Origin of the sequence: Telmatobacter sp. DSM 110680 (assembly GCF_039994875.1) — a bacterium.
Classification (GTDB): Bacteria; Acidobacteriota; Terriglobia; order Terriglobales; family Acidobacteriaceae; genus Telmatobacter.
Map to the genome: position 1 here is coordinate 1,197,231 of NZ_CP121196.1, position 15,271 is coordinate 1,212,501.

At 54.6% G+C, this 15,271-nt stretch carries 10 protein-coding genes; 1 reads left to right on the forward strand and 9 read right to left on the reverse strand.

Features of this window, described 5'->3' with window-relative positions:
- Positions 1-57: 57 nt before the first annotated feature.
- From treS to P8935_RS04800, 5 genes are all read right to left on the reverse strand, one after another.
- Entirely contained in the window at positions 58-3,720 is a 3,663-nt protein-coding gene (gene treS / locus P8935_RS04780; protein WP_348263876.1) for a maltose alpha-D-glucosyltransferase, read from the reverse strand.
- Between the two features lie 140 nt (positions 3,721-3,860).
- Positions 3,861-5,864, reverse strand: a complete 2,004-nt coding sequence (locus P8935_RS04785; protein ID WP_348263877.1) for an alpha-1,4-glucan--maltose-1-phosphate maltosyltransferase — start codon at positions 5,862-5,864, stop codon at positions 3,861-3,863.
- 19 nt (positions 5,865-5,883) lie between these two features.
- Positions 5,884-7,107 (reverse strand): glycogen synthase, encoded by a 1,224-nt coding sequence (gene glgA, locus P8935_RS04790; RefSeq protein WP_348263878.1) that lies wholly within the window; start codon positions 7,105-7,107, stop codon positions 5,884-5,886.
- 245 nt (positions 7,108-7,352) lie between these two features.
- Positions 7,353-8,909, reverse strand: coding sequence for a hypothetical protein (locus P8935_RS04795; protein ID WP_348263879.1), 1,557 nt, complete (start codon positions 8,907-8,909; stop codon positions 7,353-7,355).
- 58 nt (positions 8,910-8,967) lie between these two features.
- Complete coding sequence (locus tag P8935_RS04800) at positions 8,968-9,417, reverse strand: cupin domain-containing protein (RefSeq protein ID WP_348263880.1); 450 nt, start codon at positions 9,415-9,417, stop codon at positions 8,968-8,970.
- 284 nt (positions 9,418-9,701) lie between these two features.
- Here P8935_RS04800 and P8935_RS04805 point away from each other — a divergent pair, with 284 nt between their 5' ends.
- A complete protein-coding gene (locus tag P8935_RS04805; protein WP_348263881.1) occupies positions 9,702-10,502 on the forward strand; it encodes a hypothetical protein in 801 nt (266 codons plus the stop codon).
- 563 nt (positions 10,503-11,065) lie between these two features.
- Here P8935_RS04805 and P8935_RS04810 read toward each other — a convergent pair.
- From P8935_RS04810 to P8935_RS04825, 4 genes are all read right to left on the reverse strand, one after another.
- On the reverse strand, positions 11,066-11,599 hold the full coding sequence (locus P8935_RS04810; protein WP_348263882.1) for a TadE family protein: 534 nt from the start codon (positions 11,597-11,599) through the stop codon (positions 11,066-11,068).
- 2 nt (positions 11,600-11,601) lie between these two features.
- Positions 11,602-12,057 carry a TadE family protein gene (locus P8935_RS04815; protein WP_348263883.1) on the reverse strand — a complete coding sequence of 152 codons (456 nt, stop codon included), beginning with the start codon at positions 12,055-12,057 and terminating at the stop codon, positions 11,602-11,604.
- Between the two features lie 32 nt (positions 12,058-12,089).
- On the reverse strand, positions 12,090-13,481 hold the full coding sequence (locus P8935_RS04820; RefSeq protein WP_348263884.1) for a pilus assembly protein TadG-related protein: 1,392 nt from the start codon (positions 13,479-13,481) through the stop codon (positions 12,090-12,092).
- 457 nt (positions 13,482-13,938) lie between these two features.
- A complete protein-coding gene (locus P8935_RS04825; protein ID WP_348263885.1) occupies positions 13,939-15,270 on the reverse strand; it encodes an OmpA family protein in 1,332 nt (443 codons plus the stop codon).
- Position 15,271: the final 1 nt, after the last annotated feature.

Sequence of the window (15,271 nt, forward strand, 5' to 3'; positions counted from 1 at the left end):
CTCTTACCAAGCGAGCAGTGACCTAACAGCCAGCCGACTGCATCGGTTTGATGCCAGTCATTTGCACAAAGATAGGATACCTGTAATTGGGATGTGTATCCATGCTGGACGGTTGTTGAGTTCATACATCAATTCATAAAAAGCTTTTTCCAACACATATGCGTCAAGCAACGATTGCGTCTCCGAGGGGTTCGGGAGAAGCTCCGGGCGCTTTGCAATGGTCTCCCGATAAGCTTGAAGAAACGCCGCAGATGCAGAGTCCTGCCACGCCCGGGCCCAGTTACTCAAATTTACAGCGTCTGTTTGGGAGGTTCCAGGATTAGTCGCTTGGAACTCCTTCAGCCCCGCGAACGCAACATAGGAGAATGAGCGGAGCATGCCCGCCACATCTTTCAGGGGAGACTGCTTGCGGCGACGCTGCGAGAGGGGGCGCGCAGGCTCTCCCTCAAAGTCCAGCAGAACAAAGTCACCATCCGACTCGAGCGATTCACCTTCTGCGTGGGTACGAAGAGTCTGCCCAAGGTGATAGTCACCGTGAATGCGGATGCGTTGCCCTGCAGCGGAGAGCGTGGAAAGATTGCGGCTTTGTTCCAGCAACTCCGAACGCTTTGTAAGGAGAAGGGCGGCTCCGTCGGCTGCGGACTCATCGAGTGTTGAGAACTTTGATTTTAGCGATTCCAACGCGGATCGTATCGACGTCTCAATCTGGTGAGCATCGGATTGCAGATCATCGCTCGAACAAGGCTCCGGCTCAAACGCGGGATCAGTCGCGGAGCAGCTTAACGCAAGGTGCATCTCGGCCGTGCGGCGACCTAGAAGTGACGAAGCTTCTACGGATCGCTGGGCCGATTGCGGCATCCGAGCTGGATCAGTTGTAGCGCCTTCGAATCTGGGTACAGGAAGATCGGGCACGTCAGCATTGGATCCGACACTCGTGTAAAACTCGCTCAGGTGGCGGAGGAACCACGCCCAGCCGTCCCCTTCATTGGCCACCAAGCCTTGCAGCATCGCGACGGTCGTTTTTTCGCCCGTGTGCGAAGTTACCGAAATCTCGCCGAGAAATGGAGGGATCCGTTTGAAATGCGCGACCTCGGTGAGGAACTTTCCAATTTCCACATCTGGATTCTCCCCCGTTTGCAGGCGCCTGAAGAGCTTCAAGATCAAGGCATTTGCGTAGAGGATTGAGGTATTCGATTGTTCGGCAGACCCGACCCGCGAAGACAAAGGCTGCTCAAGTTTCGTTCCGCGGAACGCTGTTGAAGCGTGCGCACTGAGTATCGAACCCGGAGTGCCAGATGCTGGCATGGCGAAAGAATCGATTGCTTGATCTGGCGTGTGGGCCGATGATGCCAAGGTCCTATCTTCCGGACCACCGGCAGCGGCCTCGCCCGGCTGCACATGCAGCGGCAATGGCTGTGCTGGAAGCGCTGCCTCACCTGCCGATGAGATGACAGAGTTCGGTGCGGCCGATGTTGGCTCGGTTTCAAGTCCGTTCAATGAGGCAGGTACTGAGACGCTGGTAAGCGGAACCGATGCGCTTCGTTCGATAAGCGCGAGTTCAATCCGGCGAAAATCCTGACGGACAGTAGCATCGTGCAGAACTGCTATGCCAGACGTCGATGTCAGGGTTGTAAGAATGCTGTCGGAACGTTCCGCAGTTACCGCATCTGCCTGTTGGCCGGCGCTGATTGCGAGCGGCAACTGGTATATATCGGGCTCGCCGTCAAAATAGGTAATTTCGACAAAGAAAACTGCGAGCGCAAGAATATCCGTGTCAATAGATCTGCCTGATTTTGGACTCTGTATTCCCGGCTCGGCGATGGAAAGATCGGCCCATTGCAATATGCGTGCCGATTGGATCCTCCTACTCTTCGCGCCGAACCAGCGTTGACGAGGCAGCCAGGCGGGCAATGCGGCCTCGATCTGTGCCAGTCCATTCCCTGAGAGCAGACCCGACCATCCCGCCGCCACCAGATCGACTACGGTCACTTCTGCTCCATTGGGGTCCGCCACCGGAACGAGCTGTGGCTCCGGCAAAGTTCTCGTTCCTGAACTTGCGGGCTGAAGTTCAAGCCATAAGAAGGAATATGGGGCAAGCGTCAGTTGATAAGGCGCGGCGGTGATAGTCGGAAAGGGCACGTAGCCCAGCATCTCCACCGGCTCCATCCCCTCAAACGCCGCAAGATCAAGCGAGACAGGTTGTGCGAAGCGGCTTAGATTGGCGACGCATAGGACAATCTCGTGTGTACCGTAATCCTGCTCGAATTCGCGAAGATAGGCCAGGATCTTCCGGTTTGACGGGTTGAGAAAACTCAGCGTTCCACGACCGAACACCTGGAAGAGCTTGCGGAGCGCAATCATGTTGCGCGTCCATTGCAGCAAGCTCGATTGATCAGCCTGCTGCGCCTCCACGTTCACTACCTGGTATCCATAAATGGGATCCATCACGACTGGAAAGTAAAGCCGTGCCGGGTCGCACTTCGAGAAGCCAGCATTGCGGTCCGATGTCCACTGCATCGGAGTGCGCACTCCGTTACGGTCGCCCAGATAGATGTTGTCGCCCATCCCGATCTCATCGCCGTAATAGAGGATCGGCGTTCCCGGAAAACTGAGGAGCAGGGAATTGAGCAGCTCAATGCGACGCCTGTTGTTGTCGACCAGCGGAGCGAGCCTGCGCCGAATGCCAACGTTGATACGCATGCGCGGATCAGCCGAATACGCAAAGTACATGTAGTCGCGCTCGTCGTCCGTTACCATCTCTAGTGTCAACTCGTCGTGATTGCGAAGAAACAGGCCCCACTGGCAACTATCGGGAATGGGAGGAGTCTGCGCCATGATGTCCGTGATAGGCAGCCGATCCTCCTGACGCAGAGCCATATAAATCCGCGGCATCAGTGGAAAATGAAATGCCATGTGGCACTCATCCCCATCTCCGAAATAAGGCCGCACATCAGCGGGCCACTGATTGGCTTCGGCAAGAATCAGCCGATTGGCGTAGTCGACATCAATGGCGGCACGGATTGCCTTGATGACGTGATGCGTCTCCGGAAGGTTTTCGCATGAAGTTCCATCGCGCTCCACCAGGTAAGGAATGGCGTCCATGCGCAGCGCGTCCACGCCCATGTCCAACCAGAAGCGCATGGCCTTCAGAACTTCCTCCATCACGCGCGGATTGTCCCAGTTGAGATCTGGCTGATGCGAAAAGAAGCGATGCCAGTAGTAGGCTTGAGCAACCTCATCCCACGTCCAGTTCGATTTTTCAGTATCGGTAAAGATGATTCGCGCGTTTTTGTAAACCTGATCTGTTTGCGACCAGACGTACATTTCGCGTTCAGGCGAGCCGGGTGGCGCGAGGCGTGCCGCCTTGAACCAGGGATGCTGATCGCTGGTGTGGTTGATGACCAGCTCGATCATCACCTGCATGTTGCGCTGATGGGCTGCATCCAGAAACTGCTTGAAGTCACTTAACGTTCCATACGACGGATTGACATCGGTGTAGTTGGCGATGTCGTACCCGTCGTCGCGGAGCGGAGAGGGAAAGAAGGGCAGAATCCAGATGCAGGTGACGCCAAGGTCCTGAAGGTAGTCAAGCTTTGAAATGAGCCCTTGAAAATCGCCGATCCCGTCATTATTCGAGTCTGCAAAGGCGCGGATGTGCAACTCGTAAATGATCGCGTCTTTGTACCAGAGCGGATCAGTAGCGCTTGCAATTTTCTTCACGCGGCGGGTCTCCAAGCTTGTTTGATGCGCCTTGCTGATTCCCGTTTACTGCACGGCTAGATGTTCGAGCAGTTTAAGCCTGTTTTTACAGGATGTTTCATCCAGCGGGCGTGCTCTGTCAGAAGTCGGTCTGTCGAACGTTAGAGGAAGTATTCAAAATCCGTCTCCACCCTCATCCGCCGATGGATTTTGAGAATATGGCCTGACACCTTCGCCGGGCTGAGCTCGACGTAATTGCGCGGGCCTTGCCACAAGTATCGCTCGCCAGAGAGCAGATCTTCGGCCTCGAAGCTGCGATCCGGCGGAATTTCCAATTCGTCCAGCGGCAAGGTCACAAATCCAGCCTGGGTGTGGTGCGGATCGAGATTGACGACTGTGATTAGCAGGTTCGAGCGATCATCCGACTCCTTGCTGTAGCAAAGCAGTTGATCGTTGTCTGTGGCGTGGAATTTCAGAGACCAGTCATTCTGCAGCGCAGGATTGTCATTGCGAATTGCATTTACGCGGGCAATCAGGTTGCGCAAACTGTCGGGCCGTTCAAGATCCCAGTGCCGGATCTCGTATTTTTCTGAATTCAAATACTCTTCGCTGCCATGCTTCACCGGCCTGTTCTCCTGCAACTCGAAGGCAGGACCGTAGATTCCGTAGTTCGCTCCAAGCGTAGCCGCTAACAACAGCCGAATGACGAAGGCAGGCCTGCCGCCCATTTGCAGGAATTCCGTGAGAATGTCCGGAGTGTTCGGCCATTGGTTAGGCCGGAAAAACTCGCGCACCGGTGTTTGCGCCAATTCCGTGAGGTACGCGGTAATCTCTTGCTTTCCATTGCGCCACGGGAAATAGGTGTAGGACTGGCTGAAACCCAATTTGGCAAGACGGTACATAATCTTCGGCCGCGTAAATGCTTCCGCAAGAAAGAGCACCTCAGGATGGTCGCGCTTGATCTCCGCGATCGCCCACTCCCAGAAAGGAAACGCCTTAGTGTGCGGATTGTCGACGCGAAAGATGGTAACGCCCATGCCGATCCAGTACATGAAGACGCTCTTCAACTCGTCCCACATTCCCTTCCAGTCTTCGCTTTCAAAATCGAAGGGGTAGATGTCTTGATATTTCTTTGGCGGATTTTCCGCGTACTGAATGGTGCCGTCTGGCCGTTTCTTGAACCAGTTCTCGTGTTTCTTTACGTAGGGGTGATCGGGCGCCGACTGGAACGCAATGTCCAGCGCGATTGACAGGTCGAGCTCTTTGGCTTTCGCGACAAAGTGCTTGAAATCCGCTACCGTTCCCAGGTCGTTGAGGATTTCCTTGTGTCCGCCTTCGCTGGCACCGATTGCCCATGGACTCCCAAAGTCGCCCGGCTGCGACTCAGGATTGTTATTCGGACCTTTGCGGAACATTCGACCGATGGGATGAATTGGCGGCATGTACACAACGTTGAAACCCATCTCCGCAACATAGGGAAGCCGTTTCTCGCAGTCGGCAAAAGTTCCGTGAGCACCTGCTGTTTCCGCCGTCGAGCGCGGAAAGAATTCGTACCAGGAGCTGAATCGCGCGCGCACTGGATCGACCACGATCGTCAACTCTGGACTCGATTCGGTCGCAAACCGCTTGTCGGGATAGCGCAATACCAGCTCGAGCAGCATTGGATCGGTCGCATGAATCCGAAGTTCGCTCGTCGATTTTCCTGAACGCAAGACAGCCGCGCGTTCGCGCAGCCACAAGGCGTCTCCACCACTGGCTCTTTCAGCGGCATGCGCTACGAGGTCTGCGCCGATAAGATAGTCGACCGCAGCATCGCTCTCGGCCTTGATGCGCTTTAGCAGGTCGCGCCGCCAGGTTTCAAAGTGATCCACCCACCCCTGCACCTTGTAGCCATAGCGTCCTAACTCTGAAACGCGAAACGACGCCTCCCAACGGTCATTTACTAACGCCTTCATGGGAATCTCGGTCCAGGAATCTGAACCTTCGCGATGGGCAAGAAGAGATGCCGCAATCGCGTCGTGGCCATCTGTAAAGATATCGGCCTCTACGTGAACCTGGTCGCCCACGGTGCGTTTTGCGGGGAAACGGCCGCAATCCACCTGCGGCGTGATGCCTTCAATGATGACGCGCTTGCGTCCGTCGGTTGCTTTTGTGATCATTGCCATTTTATGTTCCGCTGAATTCTTACTTCGTGTCTTTCTTCTGCTCAATCAGCCGCTTGTACAAATCAATAGTCTGATGCGCAATCGCCGTCCAACTGAATATGTCTTCAACGCGCTGCCTGCCTGCATCGCCAAAGCGCTTGCACTTTTCCGGATCCTTCAACAGCTCGTTGATGCGCTTCGCAAGATCCTTTGCAAACTTCTCGGGATCGCGCGGAAAGCTGGTTACGGGATCCTGATCGAACGGAACCAGGTATCCCGTTTTGTCATCGACAACTACCTCTTTGATGCCGCCTGTCGCGCTGGCAACTACGGGAGCACGACACGCCATTGCCTCAAGGTTGATGATGCCGAACGGCTCGTAAACCGAAGGGCAGCAGAACACGCGCGCATGGCTGTAAAGCTGGATGGTTTCCTGCCGGGTCACCATCTTTTCAATCCAGACAATTCGCGGATGATCCTTGCGCGCCACGTCCACTTTCTCGCGAAGCTCAGTCGCAATCTCCGGAGTATCGGGAGCACCCGCGCAGAGCACGATCTGCGTCTCGGCCGGCAAGTAGCGAATTGCATCCACCAGGTGGGTAACGCCCTTCTGTCGCGTGATTCGCCCTACGAAAAGAACATACGGCACAGCAGGATCGACGCCGTGATCTGTCAGTGCCTTGGTCTCGCTGGTCTTCTGATACTCTGCCAGATCGATGCCGTTATAGATGACGTGAATACGGTTGGGATCGACGTCGGGATACGCCTTTTGAATATCAGCTTTGGTTCCCTGCGAGACTGCGATCACCGCGTCTGCATCCAGAATGGCGGTCCGCTCCATCCACGAACTCATCGCATAACCGCTGCCCAGCTGCTCGGCCTTCCATGCGCGCAGCGGCTCAAGCGAATGTGTCGTCAGGACAAAAGGAACTCCATACAGCTTCTTCGCCAGAAATCCCGCCATCGATACGTACCACGTGTGCGTGTGGACAATATCGATCCCTTCGAGAGCCTTGATCTGCGTCAAATTGAGACTGAAGGCCTCGAGAGCGCCTTTGAATTTCCCGTCCGTGCCATTGGAGATTTCAGCCCAGGGCTCGGCCCCGCGCACGTGCAAGTTGCTGCCATCTGAGTGTTGTGGCCCCCAGCAGTGCACCTCGACCTCGATCTCCCTGGCCAGCTCCCGGCTCAGGTAGTCGACGTGAACGCCCGCTCCCCCGTAGACCAGTGGCGGATACTCACGTGTGAAAATGCCGACGCGCATTCCTCTGACCTCCAGCCGGATAAGATCGGTTGATTTTTCTGATAAATCCAGAGGTGCAATCAGGCTGGACTTACCATGAGGGCCCAGGAAACCTCAACAATGATCGGGTACAACCGGTCGCGCCCCAAGTCCCAATGTTACTGCACCGGATGAGTTTAGTTGCCATACCCAGTATGCGCAAGCAGCCCTTGGGTTCGGTCGTCCCCTGTCAGCACCCGCGCGTCAATAATGAATGCAAGTGCCCACTATCGTTTCGAATTGATGCCTGCCTCCGGCAAGGTTTGAAAGCTCACGAATGCCAGATGCGTACCATCCGGAGCCCAGTTTGGCACGTTGTCGCTTCCCGACCCTCCAACAATGTTCACCAGTACGCGGAGTCTACCGTCATCTGAGTTAAGGATCCGCAGTGCAATGTCCTTATTCGCCGGATGTCCTTTCACGTCCTTGTCATAGCTCAGGATCAAAATAGACTTGCCATCCGGCGAGGGGTGCGGAGTCCAATTGTTGAAGTCGTCCGAAGTCACTTGTTCCGCGCCGCTTCCGTCCCACCGCATGCGCCAGATCTGCATCAATCCACCAGCCCGGTCAGAGTTGAAATAGATCCACTTCCCATCCGCCGAATAGTCCGGGTCATCGCTGATCCCCGCTCCAGTCGTCAGCGCCGTCTCCGTTCCGCCGTCAACGGGGATCGAAAAGATATTTCCGCCTCCGGTGTGATTGGGGCGGGTAAAGGCTATGGTCTTTCCGTCCGGTGACCAACTGTGAAAGTACGACGATGGATTCTCCGTCAGCAGCCTCGGCTCCCCGCCGGCCATTGGCACAATGTACACACGGGTTTCCGGCTTTCCCGGCATGCTGCAACTGATGGCCAGCCACTTGCCGTCTGGCGACAATCCATGGCTTCCCGTGCAGTTTGTTGCCGCGCCTGTATTGAGAATCGCGGCGGTTCCGCCCTCTGACGGAATCGTCCAGATGCGTCCATCGCGATTGAAAATCAGTGTCTTCCCGTCTCGGCTCCAGTTCGGCGCCTCCATCTTTCCCGGCCCCGTCGACACTACCATGGCGCGCCGAAAATTGTCTTCGATGCCGATCGTTTGCAGTGTGCTGTACAAAACCGGTTGAGCCGACTCCGGCTGAGGTTGCAAAGCTTCCAGCTTTACGTTGCTGAACTTGGCCGTCTCCACCACGTCCTTGTTATGCGAACAAACGCCGATGCCCGCATAGAACTCACCATCGAAATGCAGCTTGATCGATGCGCCCACCTGATGCAGCGGCTCTCCATGATTGCTCAAGAACATCGTGATGGTATCGCCGCGTTTTTCTAGTCGAATCTGATGAGGAGACTCAATGTTCAATTCAATATCCTGCGTAGTTGCACCCCGTTCGCGCCGATACTGCAACGCCGTCATTCCCGAACCGTGTTGGGCAGCGTCCGCATAGACTCCGTCGGCCTCAAGCGTCTGCCGGAACATCAAAACCGCCTTCCGGTGCGGATCTGGATTTCCTGATGTTGAAGGAAATGTCATATCAGCCGTGAGCGAAACATCGCCCGAAGCCTTCTTCCAAACAAAGTGAAATGCGTCGAGCGTGGACCACATGTTGGCCCCGGAAGCAGAGACGGTATAGACGCCACGTCCTGCATCGAGGGCGGCCGTTCCCGGCGGAGCAACTGCTCCAACATCCGTCTGGCCTTGAAAAACGCCGAGGATTAACGGCGCAGACTGCGCCGCACAAAGTCCGGCCGGAAGGCAAACTGTTAAACCACAAAGCACCGCACCGAGCCCCTTAAAGCTCACTCGCATTTCCAGCCTTCTTTCATTCCCGCGATTTGGTCAAAGCATTAGTTAGCTTCGAGCTGAATTAATGAGGAGTTTCAGCAGGCGTTGCCGCTGTTTTCCAGTTGATGACGTGATACACCGCCGGGTTGGTACCCACATTTCTCAGCCCATGCAATTGGTTCGAAGCAAAGAAGATCACCGACCCTGGCCCGACGCGCTTCCACTCTCCATTGATTAACGCCTCCACCGTCCCTTCCCGAACAATAATCATCTCCTCATTCGGATGACGATGCGGAGGATGCGGCGATTTCCCCGGATTGAGCGTAGTGACGTGCACTTCAAGCTGCTCCAGCGTCGGTGTACGCACCTTGAAGAACGACCGCACCGACCCCACTTCAGTCGGCTCTACCGTCACGGTATTCCAATCGAAGACTGACGAGCCCATCATGGGCAGTTCTTCGGCAATTGCGAGCCCGCCCAATGTACAAGCCGTCGTCACCATCGCAACCATCAAATCTCTTCGACTGATCATTTCCGCACCCCCAAGTCACCCAAATACGAAACTTATCTCAGTGAACCGTTCTACACCATCAACGATGCAAACGTCCCAACCATGAGCGCCCCGACCTTTTGAAAGACTGAGAATCATTCCTTCTGGCTGGAAGAGCGCCTTCCAACCGTGCACTTGGAAGCTTAAATTGTTAAAGAGGTGCCACGCTGGCAACGCCCAAATCTCGAAACCTTTAGCCCAGAACCTGTAGATTGTCCGGTAGGTTAGGGTGATCTTGAGACACTTGAGGCTGTCTTTGGGAGTCCATGGGAAAACTCAAGCACAAACGTCTTTATATCCTTCCCGCGATCCTGATCCTTGCGGTCGCGTTCATGTTTGTGTACCACTGGCAAAGTTCACGGCGCGCACAGTTATATCGTTTGCCGAGACGTTCGCAGCCGCTCGCACCTCAGGGTGTAGCAGAACAGTTGATGCTGCAAGGCAAATTCAGTTCGGACATTCCCGCCGAGCAACGCCAGATCGTCGCGGCAGAATTACAGGCGTCCGAACCGGCCGGTCTCAACCGTTCAGTTGAAACCGCTGCTCAACCGGAGCCGGGCGAACAGCACATCGCAATCACCCAGCCGATCGGAACGACAGTAGAAGATACTCAACCGACCTTCACGTGGGATGCAAATGTCGACGGATGGAGCTACCGCGTTCGCGTGGTAGACCAGAGCACTCATTTAGCCGTGATCACAAGCCCAGTTGTCGACGAGGCGATGTGGCGAATTTCAACGCCGCTTCCGCGTGGGCACAATTATGTCTGGAGCGTTGATGCGATTCCCGTTGGAATTCGCACAACCGCGACGACCGTCACCAGCCAGCCAGCCCGATTCGCAGTTCTCTCCGACGAAGGCGAACAGGTGATTCAAAACGCAAAAGCCCACAACGCTTCCCATCTGCTTCTCGGTTCGCTTTACACCCACTATGAAATGTGGCGAGACGCGGTCCTGGAGTACCGGCAGATGGTTGACGAAGTCCCCGATTCGCCCGAAGCGATAAAGCTCCTCCGCAACGCCGAAGTTCGCGCAAGCTCAAAAATATCTGCCGACTCCGCGCCCTGAGATTTCGTTCCGTGAGACGGTGAAATATTTTCTGAAATAGCTTGAAACGATTCGATACCGAGTTTCACCACTTGGTGGGACTATCGCTCTGAATGCGATCTTTACGCGCGTTCTAGTGGTCGGCCTGCTAATTTTTTCGTTGAAACGCGTCAAGTAAACGTTACCAGCGGTGCAAGGGCTTGTTGCGGGGAAGTATCATCGGGTGTCAGGACAGATTTAGCCTTTCGACTTGAAATTCAATTTGAATTTCTGCTTCCCAACCGATTTCGATGTTTTCGCTTCAAAGAAACCGTGTGTTGAGGGCTATTGCTTATGAAGCAAGAAAAAACGCCTGTCAAAACCTTTCCCCTCCGGCTATCTAGAACAATGCGTATCCAGGTACAGCACCTGGCCGATCAGGAGGGCATTTCAATAAATCAATTTATCGCCTTGGCAATCGCCGAGAAGCTCGCGCGATTTGAACGGGCAATGCCCCATGCCGAGAGTAGACATCCGAAGGACAATAAGTAAGTCAGACGCGGCAGCTTCAGAGAATGTCGCTTGTCATCCCGCCTCTTGCGAGATCACTGAGAAATCGTCACGATGGAAGTGCTTTTCAAAGGGAGCGTGTTCTGAGTAAAGAAGGGCACCGGAAAAGTGAACTGGTAAGTAACGGTGACCTTCACAATACAGTTGGGACTGTTCACACCGTCTTCTGTATCACAAGTATCTCCGGAAGCAGTTGTTCCCGGCCACGATGACGATACCGAAAGATTTGCTGAGGACATCCCCGGCGGAAGCGCGCTTTTCACATAGCTGGAAATATCGTCGCTAGTCGCTGTGCAATCGAGCGCATTGGCAGAGCACGAGGCGCCATTCCAACTTGATCCACGTACCATCGCGTATCGACAGGCCTCCTCGGCTGCATTGGCCACGAAGTGTGCCGCATATAGCGCGAAAGATCCGTACATAATCAAAAACGCGGCTCCTATCCACAAGGAGAAGCTGAGAGCAAATTCGACGGACTCGCTTCCGCAATCTTCCTTGGCAATCTCAAACAGCGCCGCAGGGAAGCGCACAGTCTGCTCTGAACGGTTCTGCAGAAACTTGCCAATCATCCTTAGTCGCTTCCCACGCGCAGGCGGACTTCCTTCGAAATATTCATCGATGAAGGTAATCCGGGATACTTGAAGATAGGAACATAAGTGGAGCTGGCAACCACATCTACATAGTTCACATAGTTATAGGAGCAGGATGGTGTGGAACTACACGATGCCATCTGTGACGTTCCATCGGAGCATTCGCATCCGTAGGTCGCCGTTGATGTGACGCCGGGCAAATTTGCAGTGCCAGCGATCGCCGCGTTCTGCATTCCCGAAGCGTCGCTCGGATTCTGAAGCCCATATGCAGCACCCGCTTGTGCCGCCGATGCAACTTCAATGTATGCATAAAGTGCTCGCCCTATATCAACTGCCGGCACAAACATCAAGAAAAAGACGGGAAGCACGAATGCGAGTTCAACAAAGCTTGAACCTTCCGTGTCGGAATACGGCGATCGACTTACATTCCAGCGCATCGTTGGCATCTCCAATCGAACAGGGTCAAGCTCTATTGAACAAGAAAAACGTTGTTTCCATTGAGCGGCGACCCTCCCGCCAATGACGAATAGTCATTCCCAAAGGCGCTTGCGATTGCCACGTTCAGATGGATATCTTTGGCTACTAGTATGTTGTAGGAAGACGATAAAGCGCTTACGCCGTAACTTACATCCGCGTCGGGAAGATAGATCGCTCCTTCCAGCTTACTGTTATTGATCAGATTTGCGATAAAGACGCCTGTCGACGTTGACCCATGCGCCTGAAAGAATAGAATGCCAGCGTAGGTTCCGGAAGTTGGAGCGGACAAGGACACGTTACTCAGACTAAGTAATGAGCCACCCGACACCGGTTCGATGACGTTGATGCTGCCTTGAGTGCCTTCGTTATAGAAGGTCACACCGTTTCCTGTAATTGAAGAAAGCTCATTTAACGTGATATTCAATCCTCCTGAAGTGATTCCCAGCAGCCCTGGGCCATCTTTGAGGATGTAGGTTCCAGGATTGAATTTGATGTTTGAGGCGAGTGCCGCTGTGATGGAGATTCCGCCGCAATACACGCCTGGATTGAACGTGACATTGCCGCCGAGTAGAACGTTGACTGCAGAAGAAGATCCGGAATAGGGCGAGGAGGTGCTCGTGCCGCACGCTGCACCAGCATTCGAAGGTGCTGGAAGGTAGGCCAGGGGATCGGCCGGATTCGGAGCAGGAACATAAGTCTGCGGCGTTGAGGATGCAAGACACAAAAGCCCTGAAGATCCGCCCGACACACTAATTCTTGGCGCATACATAAATGCGCCGATGACGCACGTAAGTGCATCTGATGAAGTCGATTCGTCAACGACGGCACAGCGCGATCTTACAATCACTCCGGCAATGATCGTTATAGCTGGGCCTGTCGGATTGAGTGCATAGATACAGGGACCACTGCCTAATCCCCGGCCGGCCTCCGCACGCGTCTTTACCAATACCGACTTAAGTCCCATCAGGCCTGCAAAATAGGTAGGAACCTGTTGTGAAAGGATCACCTCGGCGTAATTGGTCTTATTTAGATTTGGATCTGTACCCACCGCGCAGGGTGGGTTGTTCAGCGTTAAGGTCATGCCAGAACCGACCGTTCCGGAGCAATTTGTCAAAGTGGTCGAAGCCGTGAGGCCGTTCTCACTTACTGCGTTCTGTGCTGCACTTTGCATGGCGGCGCAGACGTTCGTTCCATTGCAAGTCCTCGCCTCTAAGGCCGCCGCCAGTGCAGCCGCGTCAGCAGCATTTTGCATGTTTCTTTTAATGAGCAGAAAGTGTCCGAAGTCCACAGCGAATCCAAGAATCGTGAGAAACATGAGCAGGCAGAGCGCGGATATCACCAGGATCGAGCCGCTTTCATCGGTTGTTGTGAGGTATGTTTTCATCGCTTGTTACTCCCTCCCTACCAAGTGTGCTTCGGCAATACGCTCAATGGATCGCGTCCTGGTCACGCGAGTCCCAACCTTTGCCAGGAGGTCCTCCCTTCCCAAATTGTGAATGCTTTCGTCTTATGTCAGCGGCTTTTGAATCGCCGCTTTACTGGCTCAGAGCGGATCGAAGTTAAGGCCCGTTTCGGGAAGGGGAAGAAGTGTTCGGTACCGCTTTCTCAACTAGGAGAGTCTCACAAAATGACGAGGAACTGAATACGACATACGATGCAGCACTTGCCGATTAGTAATCCGGGATTCCCTTATGTACTAACCGGCTCACGATGTTATATCCACTCATGATATCGTCCGTGATATCGGTACGTTGAATAACATGCACTGTCGGCTTCTTCTATGCAAGCTGACATAGTAAGTTCCGAGTCTCCAGCCAGTCCGTTGTCTGGCATCGTGATGTTTACTGCGCCTCGGGGAGTAGCTGTGCGCGCCGGTTTTGCTGATAGCAACTCTCCGCATCTTCTGAGCAGAAGGAACGCTCTTTTCCATAGCTGATCACATGCATTCGGCTAGCCGTCACTCCGATGGATGCAAGCGCATCGCGAGCTGCTGTTGCGCGCTCCATGCCCAGAGCAACGTTGTATTCCGCTGAACCGCGTTCGTCTGCGTATCCCGCGATTGTGAGAACGATGCTCGGATGCGCGATGAGATATGCAGCATCTTCTCGAATGGCATTCAATGCATCCGGACGGAGATCCGCCTGATCGTAGTTGAAAAACAGATCTCGCAAGTTCTCGCGTGCGCCTTCATCGTAGCTCCCGCTCGGCGGAGCCGCGAACTTGGTTGTCAGAATCTGATCGCGTCCTTCGCTTCTACCGGTGATCTGGAATGTGACTTTGCAACTGGATGAATTCGACGGGTTCGACGAGAGCGCTGCCCGGCCGTCCACCTGATAAGTTCCAGGTTTCAGGTTTGCCGTATCAATCGTAATTACGCTACCTCCGTTTCCGTGAATATCGCCGCCGCTTGTCGCCCAGTTATAAGCTACGGGGTAGAGATCGGGATCAAGAGAAGTTTCGCCCATGATGTGCACGGGCTGCCCCGCGGCCACCAGCTGATTTGATACCGAACAGCTGAGAGAAATGCGCCTTGGGGCCTTGGAGGTTACAGCTGCCGATGGTGGCGTGGATGCCCCGGATCCTCCAAAGTGCATCACAAGCCCGACGCTAATTTGCAATTGACGCTGCGAACCATTCACTCCGTTTGGAAGGGCGGTGTGCAGATACTTCGCGTCGAACGCCCGGATAGCAAAGCGATCGTTCAGACTGAAATCCAGACCGCCTCCTCCGGTATAGGCGAAGCTGGTTGCGCTCGTACTACTCGACGTGCTTGACGGAAAATAGGATCCCCCGCCGTGTGCGCCTCCAACGAAGAACTCGCCGAAGGGCACCGCACGATAGCGCGGCCACGAAATCCGAGGTCCTCCGATGAACGTGGTGAGCGTGAGATCTTGACCCAGGGAACTGATATGCGAAGCATGACCTGCGCTGAACTCGCCGGCAACCCCGAGCCAACGACTGAAATTGAGCTGGCCGCCAGCAAATCCGCCATTCATCGTGAAACAGCCACAATCGCCCGGAGGAGCGTTGGCGTTGACCAGGTTATAACCGGCGGCCAGGTCAAACTGCGACGACGAAGCCTGCGATCTCTGATCGAACGCTGTCTGTTGTCCGCTCGCTGCGCCCGCTCCCAACAGCGTGATGGCTATGCTCAATGCGATTGCTCGATTCATC

Bases quoted from the DNA above. Each gene is read 5' to 3' on its own strand.
- P8935_RS04785 (WP_348263877.1), bottom strand. From the start codon at position 5,864: ATGGCAATGATCACAAAAGCAACCGACGGACGCAAGCGCGTCATCATT.
- glgA (WP_348263878.1), bottom strand. From the start codon at position 7,107: ATGCGCGTCGGCATTTTCACACGTGAGTATCCGCCACTGGTCTACGGG.
- P8935_RS04795 (WP_348263879.1), bottom strand. From the start codon at position 8,909: ATGCGAGTGAGCTTTAAGGGGCTCGGTGCGGTGCTTTGTGGTTTAACA.
- P8935_RS04800 (WP_348263880.1), bottom strand. From the start codon at position 9,417: ATGATCAGTCGAAGAGATTTGATGGTTGCGATGGTGACGACGGCTTGT.
- P8935_RS04805 (WP_348263881.1), top strand. From the start codon at position 9,702: ATGGGAAAACTCAAGCACAAACGTCTTTATATCCTTCCCGCGATCCTG.
- P8935_RS04810 (WP_348263882.1), bottom strand. From the start codon at position 11,599: ATGATTGGCAAGTTTCTGCAGAACCGTTCAGAGCAGACTGTGCGCTTC.
- P8935_RS04815 (WP_348263883.1), bottom strand. From the start codon at position 12,057: ATGCGCTGGAATGTAAGTCGATCGCCGTATTCCGACACGGAAGGTTCA.
- P8935_RS04820 (WP_348263884.1), bottom strand. From the start codon at position 13,481: ATGAAAACATACCTCACAACAACCGATGAAAGCGGCTCGATCCTGGTG.
- P8935_RS04825 (WP_348263885.1), bottom strand. From the start codon at position 15,270: ATGAATCGAGCAATCGCATTGAGCATAGCCATCACGCTGTTGGGAGCG.